The sequence below is a fragment of the Nitrospinota bacterium genome (assembly GCA_029881495.1).
Lineage (GTDB): Bacteria > Nitrospinota_A > UBA7883 > JACRGQ01 > JACRGQ01 > JAOUMJ01.
The window spans coordinates 17,584-29,883 of the sequence record JAOUMJ010000018.1; the positions used below are offsets into that span (position 1 = coordinate 17,584).

Genomic DNA, 12,300 nt, shown 5'->3' on the forward strand with positions numbered 1-12,300 from the left:
ATTCTCAAACTGGAAACAGGAGTGCCAAATCTTCAAATCTCCCAAGTGGCGTAAAATATTAATATTTCTGTTATTTTGGTATATTATGGGGAGGTAGAGGTGGAGAACTTTTCGTTGCTGGCAACCCGAATTGGGGACCGAAAATGAAATATTCACCCCCTATTTCTACATTTACAATTGCCGACGGAAGATCACTTAACCAGAGGAATCTTCCTTGGCATGAATAACTGATTGAGGAGTTTTGAAGCAGACAAGGGTATCATAATAAAATCCGGCAGACATCATCTTGCATGGCAATTGATTTATTAACCGTTGTCGCTACAAACGGCAAATTACCTTGATTACGCACTATATTAAAATGTGCTTTGTAGGAACTGAATATGAGAATTTTGATAGTAAGTGAAAAGAAATACGAAATCAGGCAGATTCGCGAACATATAGAGCAACTTCCATTTAAGGAATTTGCCAAGGACACAACAACCGAAATATTTGAGGAAACAGGGAGCAAAAACGCCTATGACCTGATCGCTTCCAAGCTAAAGCAGAGTTTTACCTTTGACCTTGTTATCGCGTCACATCGCATGAAACTGGTAACCGGATTTCAGTTGGCCGAAAAAATCCACAAGCTTGAATCGGATAAATTCATCCCTGTCGTAGTATTTGGAACCGGCATCATTGAAGACGCCAAAAATGAGCCAAACAGGGAGATCTTCGCCAATGGAAGAACCTATGTTTCCGAATTGCCTATTACATTTGACGGTTTTAAAAATGTTTTCACCTCCATAGCCGAAACACTCGCCCAGAACGAGGATCAGCATAGAAAAGAGGCAATAGAAAATCTGTTATCCTACAGGGACACGAATGATTTTCTTTCAACAATGGAAAATCTATACATGCTTTCTGCAAGAAAGGTGATCAACTATTCAGCCTATGCTCCATGGTCGCCTATACCTTTACTGAGCCTCGGCAGGATCTATATCGGCAGCAATATGTTCGACACTGCGATTCCCTATCTGAAAAGAGCGATCAATCTCGATTTTAGCCTGAAAGACGCGCATAAAAATTTGGCCATATGCTACAAAAAACTGGGGCAGGCCTATGAAGAACTGGAGGAGCTTAAACAGTTGCTCAAATCATCTCCTCAATCTTCATCTGTACTTTTCAAGGTAGGCGATTCGTATTTACGCGAGTCTGACTATGAAAAAGCTGCGGAGTACTTTAAAAAAGCAATCGCTTCATGCAAACCGGACGATGGAGTTCGTCACAAAGCCAGGATCCATGTCGGTCTTGGAAACGCCTATGTAAAAGAAGGCGATTTCAAAAAAGATATCTCCAAATACACCATGGCTGAAGGGGAGTTTAAGACTGCGATATCAGTGGACCCTACCCTTCTTGCGGCGTATAACAGCCTCGTCATCACTTATAAAAAACTGGGACAGGAAGAGCTGGCCAAGGAGGCAATGCAAAAAGCAATAAGCATCATGCCGGACAGTTCCGAAGGGTGGATCGCACTTTTTGAAATCTATCTGATAGATGGGGAATATGACAAGGCTAAATTTTCGCTTCAAAAGGCCATAAAATACGATCCTGAAAATCAGATCATTCTCTGCATAGCAGGCGAAACCTACGCAAGGCAGAATATGCTTCAGGAAGCGATAGAACTTTTTGAGAAGGCAATTGACATAAACCCGTCCGACCTCAGGCTTTACAATTATATCGGTATTTGCTACAGACGCCTGAATGAGATCGGCATGGCGATTGAATATTATCAGAAGGCCCTGAAGATCGATGACAAGGATCCAAATATTCACTATAACCTGGGCCGGGCTTATCAGCAGGGCAGCAATAATTCTCAAGCTGAAAAATCATACAAGAAAGCGCTTGCCCTGCAGCCTGATTTCAGCGAGGCAAAAAATGCGCTTGATAATCTGGCTAAATTCCCCGCCACTTCAAACAAGCGAAAATCAGTGCGATAACAGATGAGGTATCACCCTCTTTATGTCGAATAATAATTCAGAAATAGATTCTAGAAGGGGACATATTTACTGTTCTTTCCGTGTACTTTCTTTGACTCTTTTTTTCTGCATAGTCATCGTAGAAGCTATTTTCATTTCAGCCCTCTACTTTTTACCTGGATTGCCGCATGCCGTCCTTGTCGCAATCAGCGTTGGAGTATCCGCAATTATTATCCTGCCCGCCGTATATTTTTCCGTTTACCTCCCATCCGCACAACAGGCTAAATCACCTGTTAAAAGCGAAGCAGAGCTGAGGGAAATTGCGGACACGCTTGAAGATGAAGTCCGCGAGAGAGTGGACAAACTCGCTGGCTCTGCCGCTGAATCCCGGGCTGTCCTGGAATCTTCCGCAGACGCCATTGTGAGGATAGATACGGATGGAAAAATTTACTCGGCAAACCAGGCGACCTATAAAATATTTGGTTATCGCAGCAGGGACCTTATCGGAAAAAACATATCCATCATCCTTCCATCGGACTATCAGAAGATACTGGTCGACGGATTCCTCTCCACTCTGAGTGATTGGGGAACTGACAATGTAATCCCTTCCAATGAAGTGCAGGCTGTTACGCGCTTTGGCAATAGCATTCCGATAGAACTTACAATCTCCGAATGCATAATCAAACCGAAACTATATTATGTAATGAACATGCGTGACGTGTCGGAACGCAAGATTGTCGAAGAGGCGCTTAAAGAGAGTGAAAAGAGATATCGCGCTCTCGCCGAGAACAGCATCGTAGGCATATGGCAGGTAACACCGGACGGCAAAACTCTCTATTTAAATCCTGCAATGCGTACACTTCTGGAAGTGGACAAAGATTACAATTTTTCGGAAGCCTCCTATCATTCCTTCTTTACTCTTGATAGCCGGATTAAGATCAGGCAGGAGTTTGAAAAGAGACTGAAAAATATCGCCTCCACATACGATTCGGAAATTATCGGAAATCGCGGAACGATCAGCATCGTAAAGATCTCGGAAGCTCCGCTTCTTACGGATGATGGGGAAGTACACAGCCTGATAGGAACCTTTACCGATATCACTAGCATGAAAAAGGCAGAAGAAGAACTTCGCAAGGCAAAAGAGCTTGCGGAGGAAGCTACGCGTTTAAAGGACAAATACGTCTCGCTTGTTTCGCATGATCTCAAGGGACCGCTTGGAACGATGCTCGGGTATCTGGAGATGATCGAAGATTTTGATGAAAATGGGGCAGATTCACAGCGTAAAAACCTTATTAATTCCGCGCGAAAATCGGGTCAAAACATGCTGCTCCTTATCAACGATGTCTTGAATGTAAGCAGACTGAAAGCCGGACAAATGATCAAGGATAAGAGTTTTATCGACGCATTCTCCATCGCCAACGAGGTTATCGAGAATTTTTTCATTCTAGCGCAGCAAAAGGGGATTATTCTTAATAATGAGGTCAAGAAGCACAGCAGAATATACGCCGACGCCACCATGTATTTTGAAGTAATTCAAAATCTCGTTTCAAATGCGATAAAATTCTGCAATCGGGATGATAAAGTTACGCTTTTTACACCGGAAGGAAAACCGGCTACGGTCGGCGTATCGGATACCGGTGTCGGCATAGACCCATATTATATGGACAACCTTTTCAGCTACGAATTTAAGACATCCACAACCGGTACAGCCGGAGAAATCGGAACGGGATTTGGCTTGCCGCTTTCCAAAGATATTATGGAGGCCCATGGCGGTAATCTGACGGTTGAGTCCACGCAGGGAAAGGGAACCACTTTTCTGGCGTCACTACCCGATATCAAGCCAAAGATCATGCTGGTTGATGACGAAAAGGAGCAACGCTACCTATTTTCCCTATACCTCAAGGATCTTGATATTGAATTGATAGAGGCGGAAAACGGCGCAATCGCGCTAGACATATTGAAAGTATCTCCGCCTCATCTGATGATAACCGATATCATGATGCCGGAAGTCGACGGCTTTGACCTCCTCATCCAGGTTAAAAGCGTACCATCCACAAAATCCATTCCGGTTATGATGATCGCCTCTGATTCAGAGATCAAAACAAAGGAGAAGGCTTTAAGATTGGGAGCTGTCAGTTTCAATGTAAAACCGATAAGCCGCGACGATTTCCTGGCACAGGTACGAAAATATATCGGGTATTGACAACCCTGTCGATGGAAAAATTATAAACCAGAGAAGAGTGTTACACTGCGAGAATTTTATATTCTCCTTTTTCCCATCCGTCCTGTCCCGACAGATACCACTTGGAAAATCGACGGTCGGAAGGGCCTCCGGCCAGTGCAGTACGAATATAATTTTTATCCATTTCCGCGATCATCCGGAATGTAGGGCAAAAACTGGTGGTTCTCCCGCCTGAATTGTATAACTGCCCCTGATGAATACTTGCGCGCCCTCCGCGCATTTTTACCGGACCTCCGTCAAATCCAAACAAAGCCGGAAGCTTACCCCCAAAAAACATATTCGAAAGTTTATATTTTTTGCTTTCTCCCCACTCGACAGCTTCGCCTGAAAGCGCTTCCAGCGCACACTCGGAATATATCTCATTTCTTGACTTTCCATTGAACCACTCTGATCTTTCGGCCAGCAATACCCTGTCGAAGTTCCCGTAAAAATCGGCAAATATACCGGTCCCTTCGTGGAGCCAGCTGACCACCTCCTCACCCAAAGCGCTTTTACCGAAAACCTTGATCAACAGCTTCTTGTAAAACTCCTCAAACAGATAGGCACCTTTTGATTCCGGGTCATAACAGCAATCCCAATCGCGAAGAATATCCCCCTGCCGCGAAAACGGGAGGAGCGGACGCAAAATATCCATGATTTTTTTTGCCTGCAGGGAATATGTATCGAACTGCATTTTCTCGCAGTATTCCGGCGTTAATTTTTCCCTCTCGTCGATCAATTGCCTTATGCGGTCCGCCCTGTAGCTTTCCATCGAGATGTTGCTAGCAGTGACCTTGCCCAGATGATTTAGATCATCATTGGCAGTGACTATATATTGCTCATCCGGGTTATAGCTTCTTGGCAGATCGACATACTCAAAAAATCCCTGCCAGTCGTTCTCTTTTTTCCACCCCTCAAGCGGAACAAAGCCTGACGACCCCTTCCCCCTTTTCGGCAACAAGCCTGACATCTGATATCCGATGTTTCCGGCAACATCTGCAAATACCCAGTTAAACGACACCTCGAGATTCCCCAGGCAATTCATCCCCTCTTCAGCGCTCTTCGCGCTCCAGATATCCGTGAACGCCTTTAACGATTTTACTCCCGCCTCTGCCGTGGCCCATCGCGTAGCCAGGTATAATCCTTCTTCATAGGGGTCTCCATCCAGCACGCCATGTTCGTTTTCGTAAAATTTCACCTCTATCGGTTTCTTCCCTTTTCTTTTTATGATCTCCTTGCGTTCCGAAAAGGGAACCCATTTGCCGTCCTCTCGCTTAGCCTTCCCATCCTTGCACTCCTCCATCCATGAGTCGACGGAATCCATGAAACTGTAGGTCACCCCCCATGCAAGATCGTTTGTTTTCCCTATCACCAGCGCGGGAATACCCGGCATCGTTGCCCCCATACCGTAGCGTTCTCCCACGGAAAGCGATATCTCATACCACACGTTTGGCAGACGATTATTTTCGAGATGCGGATCATTCGCAAGCATCGCCTGGCCGCTGGCGCTTCTCGCGCCTCCTACCACCCAATTGTTCGACGCCATCACCCGCGGAACAATGGAGTTCCACTTCAGCCCTTCCGGCACTATCCTCTCGGAAAGTTTTATCCTCCGTATCAGCGCCTCATCCATATCCCCAAGAAGGCCGGGAAAAAGCTCTTCCAGTTTTTCCTTTTCAACGCCTCCCTGAACCATCTCCACCAGTAGCCGCTCTATCTCTCCCTGCGACTGTGCCAGCGTGAGATACCCGGTCATGCGGGAAAGAAGCATCGTATCGCCGATCGTCCACGCATCTGGTTTGTATCCCGCAAGCTTCAGCTCCCACGGATATTTTTTGGATAAATATTCGTTCACACCTAGACAGTATGAATCTGAAAACTCCTTCAGGTCGGGCGTAAGTTTTGTGACTTCAGAATCGACCTTCCCGCTCCAGTTCATCTTGCGGAAAAAGATATCTATCTCCTCCATCTCTTTGGTTGACTGCAGAAGTTCGGAAGCGCGCCCGAGGCCGAGGATCCGCATAAGAAGCATTTGAAGCCCCCTGTCCATCGCATGACAATAACCAAGCCCTTTATAAAGGTCTGCGATGCTGTCAGCTTTTACATGCGGTACGCCGTTTTCATCACGACGGATGCTTATTGGCCCCTTCCCCATTATCAACTTTTTCATTTACATATCCCCATCCGATAGTAATCATATGCTAAATGTTATTGGTTTTTCGACGCGTCTTGAAATTATACCATTATTACCTGTTATCATAACTAATAATTCGAGAACGATCAGCCGGAAAAGATGCATGCATCGAAATATGCTTTTCAACACCTACTGATCAAGTGTTTTGAATCATGCCCTGACATGCCGCCTATACAAATACTTTGGTCAATATATTTACAATAAGGGCGTAACAACTGCACCCCAATACATTATAAAGGATATGAAGTCGATTGAACTCCCATTAGATTTTCCATCCATCCCCTTGAAAGATATTTTGCCCACCCCCCTAATGTTTCCCGGTATTTCGCCGAATAGTCTTATAAGGGCAAATAACTGTACGTCAATCTGGAGGACATTTAATGAATATTGAGAGTTTATCAGGTGCGGTAAAATCACCGGTTGCCGGGGGAAAAGAGAATACTCCCGCCTTGAAAAAAGCGCTGGACGCTGAAAAACAGAATGGTTCACAGATCATGAAGATGCTGAACAGCGCTTCGAAAGTATCTGGAGCGCTTGGCGGCTCGAAAAAGCCCGAAGGCATCGGCAACGCGATCGACATGGTCGGCTAAAAACCCCAATTTATTTGTCTGTTTTACGGTTTCCGTAAAGCAGACAAATTCTTTTCAACTCTCCCCCTTTCATGGCAAAGTGGGGATATGTTGAATACCCTCCTCCCGTTTCTGGACAGCTTCTTTTTCATATTCCATACGCTTATTCTTTTTTTCAACCTCTTCGGCTGGATATGGCGGAGCACAAGAAAGGCAAACCTTGCATTGCTGTCGCTGACAGCCTTTTCATGGTTCGGTCTTGGGATATGGTACAGCTGGGGCTACTGTCCCTGCACCGATTGGCACTGGCAGGTCAAGAGGAGCCTCGGCCAGCAGGAGCTCCCTTACTCCTACATAAAATATCTTCTCGACACTCTCCTCGGCACCGACCTCGACGCCGGACTGGTGGACGCTACAACCGTCGCTCTTTTCCTTCTCGCCCTCTTCATTTCCGCCTACCTCAACTACAAAGAGTGGAAACAAGGCAGATTATAGTTTGGCATATACACATAATTATGCTAATTTATGTGTATAAACGAAGGGAGATATTTTCATATGACACGGACAAATATTGAATTGGACGAAATACTTGTTGCGGAAGCAATGAAGCTCACCAGGAAGAAGACCAAAAAGGAACTGGTAAATTACGCGCTGGAGGAACTTGTCCGAAAGAAAAAGAGGAAAAAACTCCTTGAGTTTGAAGGCAAGGTAAAATGGTCCGGTAATCTTGTCGAGATGAGAAAAAGCAGGGGATGATACTTGTTGATACCAGCGTATGGATCGATTTCCTAAGGGGCACCCCTTCCCCTCAGCGGCATCTCCTTCACAGACTTATAGAGGAAGAGGAGGATATTTCCATTACCGGGATTATTCTTACGGAAATCCTTCAGGCCATTAGGGAAGATAAACAATTCAATGCCGTTAAAAGCTATCTTATCGAACTCCCCATCTTTGAACCTGAGGGCGTCGATACATATCTGAAGGCGGCAAGCATCTACCGCGATTGCAGAAAAAAGGGGAAGACCGTAAGGAAGACGGTCGATTGCGTCATCGCCGCCATATGCATCGAAAACAGGCTCCCCCTCCTCCACAAAGACAACGACTTCACCAATATCGAATCATGTACCGACCTGAAATTGTTATCAACTAATCAGTAACGCCACCCGCATACTCTACGACTCTTTTGCAACTTTTCTATTCGCAAAGTGCATTAACTAGTTTGATAATTATGTATGAATATTTACAGCCATAAGCAGAAGCTGATACAGAATTCTCTTTTCTTTATTTTACTGTCACTTACATGTTATTCTTTAATTAACAAAATAATCGGCATATAAAATATATTATAAAAGGTCAAAATAATTTATAAATGTTTAAATTCTGTGTAAAATAATCGAAGATTATGGATTATGAAACTGGAAAAATAAATTTAATCAAATTAGGAAGTGATTATTCTGCATCAAACAGAAATGAAGCTTCAACAAGATTTCACCTAATTGATCGCCTTTTTTGTGAATGCTTAGGCTGGGAAAGGGAAGACTGCTCACTGGAAGAATCTTATGCTGGTGAGTTTACAGATTACACCTTCAAAATCAGCAGTAGAAGAGTCCTAGTTGTTGAAGCCAAGAAGGAAGGTGATTATTTCGAGGTCAGTGTTGAAAAAATTAGAAAAAAAGAATACTTAATTTCGACTTTATGCAAAGACAATCCTAACCTCAAGAAAGCAATAAACCAAACAATTAGCTATTGCCAAGCTAGAGGCGTTCCGGTCGGATGCGTTTGTAATGGACCTCAGATCGTAATATTTATTGCATGCAGAACAGATGGCATATCTCCTCTAGAGGGTCGAGCAGTAGTTTTTGTTTCATTTGACCATATGATAGATAACTCTTTAAAACTATGGAATTTCATGTCCAAGGAGGGCATAAAAGATGAAAGAATCATTTTTCATTTACTAGAAAAACCTCTACCTGTTGTACCTAATAAGCTTTCAAGTAGGTTGCTAAACTATCCTGGTCTTAAAAACAGAAATAGCTTTCAAATTGATTTACAAATGTTAAGCGATATCGTACTTGAAGATATGCCAAACACAAAATCAATGGAAAAAGAGTTTCTCTCGTACTGTTACTGTCCGAGTGGAGCACTTTCTCAACATGCAATGATTAGCAAATCTCTTTTGAGGGCACGACATACTGCGCTGTTTAGTTCTGATATTAAAGCTCCAAAAATTGAACAAATTAGTGGAAAAAAGGGAATTGCAGATAATTTTATTGCTGAAAGCATCAGCAAACGTCCAATTTTGCTGATTGGCTCTGTTGGCTCTGGAAAAACGATGTTTACTAGACATTTGATTAATATTGAAGCATCAGAAATATTTGAAAAAGCCATCACTCTACACTTAGACCTTGGTGAAACAGCAATACTTGGCAGAGATATAAAAGGCAGTATTGTAGATATTATAATCAAGCAACTTATAGAAATATACAATATTGACATATTCGAAGATACCAACATTAGGAAAATTTACCCAGATGAGATCAAGAGGTTCGATAAATCAATATATGGAAAACTTAAAAAAACAAACGACCTTACGTTTGTTAAAAAAGAAATTGAAATGCTCGAAAAACTTACCTCTCAAACCGAGAAGCATCTTAAAAATTCATTAACATTCTATTCCAACGTTAACAGGAAACAAGTTATTATCTTCCTTGATAATATTGATCAGAGATCTGAAGATGATCAGCAATCTGCATTTCTAGTTGCCCAAGAACTAGCGGCTAACTGGAAATGCACGGTATACTTAGCCTTAAGACCAGAAACATTTCATCGATCTGTAAAATCTGGTGCACTAGATGCTTATCATCCAAAAGCATTTTCTATTGCTCCACCTCGAATTGACGATGTAATTGAAAAAAGGTTAAATTTTGCACTCCAAATTCTAAGGAAAAAACTAATTAGTCGCGATGAAACACTGAATACACTGTTTGACGTAAATTATTCAAAAATGGAAATAATCATAAAATCATTTAAAACAACATTGCTACGAAAAAAAGATACAGTTGAGGCTATAGATAATATATCCGGTGGAAATGTTCGAAAAGCTTTAGGATTTGTAAAAACCTTTTTTTGCAGCGGACATGTAGATACTGAAAAAATAGTTGCTAAGGGAGAAGGGTATTCCGTCCCACTCCATGAATTCTTAAGGGCCATTATCTTTGGGGACTCCATCTATTACAATCCAGAAAGCTCACCAATAGCTAATTTATTTGATGCTACTAGGAATGATCCAAAAGAGCACTTTTTAATACCAGTTTTGTTATCAATACTTAATTCTCTTACATCTTCAAACAGTGAAGATGGATTTATCAACATGAGTAAAGTTATTGAAAGCTCACAAGGAATAGGCCTTACACCAACACAAATTAATGAAACAATCAACAGATGTATTAAGTATAGTTTGTTAAAATCATCTGGTTCATCTGATAAAAATGAAGAGGAACCTATCGCTGTCAGGATTACTACTGTTGGTGAGTATCATAGGAAAAAGCTTCTATTACTATTTGTTTATTATGACGCCATAATTGTTGACACCCCCATCTTAGATCACAGCTTTAAAAGTCAAATTAAAGACGAACAAACAATACTTGGTAGATTGAATCGTTGTGATATATTTTGCGATTACTTAGACCTAATGTGGGAACAGAGCAATCTACCTACGGATGTCTTTGATTGGAAAATCTATTCTAATGCCATTAGGAATAATATATATACTATAAGGAGAGAACTTTCGTCCCATAGAGCGCAGAAAAATGATTAATTAGAATTATACCTGCATTAACAAGTAGGAGTGCTCTCCCTTAAAGGCTATAGTAACACTCGTTTGATGGCGGAGAGCCAGCCGGAGTAGAGGGCGTCGCGTTTCGCGTTGTCCATCGACGGGATGAAGCGTTTCTCGGATTTCCATAGGTCGCGGATCTCATCGAGCGAACCATATACCCCCGTCTGCAATCCGGCAAGGAACGCCGCGCCGAGTGCGGTCGTCTCCGTTATCACCGGGCGGTCAACCTCCGCGCCTGAAATATCGGCAAGGAACTGCGATAGCCAGTCGTTCTTCACCATCCCGCCGTCAACTCGTATAACCGGAGGTCTAGCGGCGCCGTCCATTACAAGCGCTTCAATCAAATCCCTGCTCTGGTAGCAGACCGCTTCCAATCCGGCGCGGACGATATGCTCCTTCGTGCTGTCTCGCGTGAGACCGAAGATCGCGCCTCGCGCGTCCGGATCCCAGTGCGGAGCGCCAAGCCCGGTGAACGCAGGGACAAGATAAACGCCACCCGTACCATCAACCGATCTTGCCATCGCTTCGGTCTCGCTCGCGTTTGCGAAGAGTTTCATCTTATCGCGCATCCACTGCACGGTCGTCCCTGCGTTGAATATCGAACCCTCCATCGCGTATACGACTTTCCCGTCGAGGCGATAGCCGACCGTCGTAAGCAGGCGGTTCTTCGACGCGACCCCCTTCTCACCCGTATTGATTATCATGAAACAGCCGGTGCCGTATGTGCTCTTCACCATCCCCGGCTCGAAACAGCACTGCCCGAAAAGGGCCGCCTGCTGGTCACCCGCCATCCCGCCAATCGGGATCTCCGCTCCGAGGAGCGACGCGTCGGTCGTGCCGAAATCGGCGGCGTTATCGAGAACATCCGGCAACAGCTTTTCCGGAACATTGAAGATCTTCAACAGCTCCCCGTCCCACTCCTGCGTATGGATATTGAAGAGCGACGTGCGCGCCGCGTTTGTAGCGTCTGTCGCGTGGCTCTTTCCTCCGGTGAGACGCCAAAGGAGGAAAGTGTCGATAGTGCCGAATGCAAGCTCCCCCGCATCGGCCCTCTTCCGTGCGCCCGGGACGTTATCGAGGATCCATGCTATTTTTGTCGCCGAGAAGTAGGGATCGACGACCAGCCCGGCCTTTGCGCGGATGGTCTCCTCATGCCCGCCTTCTACGAGCTTTCGGCAAATCTCGGCTGTCCGCCTGTCCTGCCAGACTATCGCCTTATGAATCGGCTTTCCTGTTTTCCTCTCCCATATGACGGTCGTCTCCCGCTGATTCGTTATCCCGATAGCGGTAATATCCTTTGCCTTGACCGATTTCGTTGAAAGCGCTTTCCAGCAGACTTCAAGAGTGGTATTCCAGATCTCTTCCGGGTCGTGCTCCACCCAGCCGTCGCGGGGGAAATACTGCATGAACTCCTTCTGATCCTGCGATACCAGGTTTGCGTAGCCGTCGAAGAGAATAGCGCGGCTGCTGGTCGTCCCCTGGTCGATGGCAAGTATATAGTCCGGCATGAATAAATCGTATCA

The 12,300-nt window shown here is 44.3% G+C and carries 9 protein-coding genes; 7 read left to right on the forward strand and 2 right to left on the reverse strand.

The window, feature by feature from the left end:
- Positions 1-380 precede the first annotated feature (380 nt).
- Together OEY64_08890 and OEY64_08895 are read left to right on the forward strand one after the other, a co-directional pair.
- Positions 381-1,976, forward strand: coding sequence for a tetratricopeptide repeat protein (locus OEY64_08890; GenBank protein ID MDH5543063.1), 1,596 nt, complete (start codon positions 381-383; stop codon positions 1,974-1,976).
- A gap of 91 nt (positions 1,977-2,067) precedes the next feature.
- Positions 2,068-4,158 carry a PAS domain S-box protein gene (locus tag OEY64_08895; GenBank protein ID MDH5543064.1) on the forward strand — a complete coding sequence of 697 codons (2,091 nt, stop codon included), beginning with the start codon at positions 2,068-2,070 and terminating at the stop codon, positions 4,156-4,158.
- A gap of 40 nt (positions 4,159-4,198) precedes the next feature.
- On the opposite strand, the gene OEY64_08900 is transcribed toward OEY64_08895, so the two are convergent.
- Entirely contained in the window at positions 4,199-6,346 is a 2,148-nt protein-coding gene (locus OEY64_08900; protein MDH5543065.1) for a penicillin acylase family protein, read from the reverse strand.
- A gap of 404 nt (positions 6,347-6,750) precedes the next feature.
- Between OEY64_08900 and OEY64_08905 the strand changes: the two genes are divergently transcribed.
- From OEY64_08905 to OEY64_08925, 5 genes are all read left to right on the forward strand, one after another.
- Positions 6,751-6,960, forward strand: a complete 210-nt coding sequence (locus tag OEY64_08905; protein ID MDH5543066.1) for a YjfB family protein — start codon at positions 6,751-6,753, stop codon at positions 6,958-6,960.
- Between the two features lie 87 nt (positions 6,961-7,047).
- Positions 7,048-7,434 carry a DUF2784 domain-containing protein gene (locus tag OEY64_08910; GenBank protein ID MDH5543067.1) on the forward strand — a complete coding sequence of 129 codons (387 nt, stop codon included), beginning with the start codon at positions 7,048-7,050 and terminating at the stop codon, positions 7,432-7,434.
- Positions 7,435-7,494: 60 nt separating this feature from the next.
- Positions 7,495-7,695, forward strand: a complete 201-nt coding sequence (locus OEY64_08915) for a type II toxin-antitoxin system VapB family antitoxin (GenBank protein ID MDH5543068.1) — start codon at positions 7,495-7,497, stop codon at positions 7,693-7,695.
- On the forward strand, positions 7,692-8,096 hold the full coding sequence (locus OEY64_08920) for a PIN domain nuclease (GenBank protein ID MDH5543069.1): 405 nt from the start codon (positions 7,692-7,694) through the stop codon (positions 8,094-8,096). The genes OEY64_08915 and OEY64_08920 overlap by 4 nt, the downstream gene beginning before the upstream one ends.
- A gap of 245 nt (positions 8,097-8,341) precedes the next feature.
- The gene (locus OEY64_08925; protein ID MDH5543070.1) at positions 8,342-10,756 is read left to right on the forward strand and encodes an ATP-binding protein; all 2,415 of its coding nucleotides are present in this window, start codon (positions 8,342-8,344) and stop codon (positions 10,754-10,756) included.
- 47 nt (positions 10,757-10,803) lie between these two features.
- On the opposite strand, the gene glpK is transcribed toward OEY64_08925, so the two are convergent.
- Positions 10,804-12,285 carry a glycerol kinase GlpK gene (gene glpK, locus OEY64_08930; protein ID MDH5543071.1) on the reverse strand — a complete coding sequence of 494 codons (1,482 nt, stop codon included), beginning with the start codon at positions 12,283-12,285 and terminating at the stop codon, positions 10,804-10,806.
- Positions 12,286-12,300: the final 15 nt, after the last annotated feature.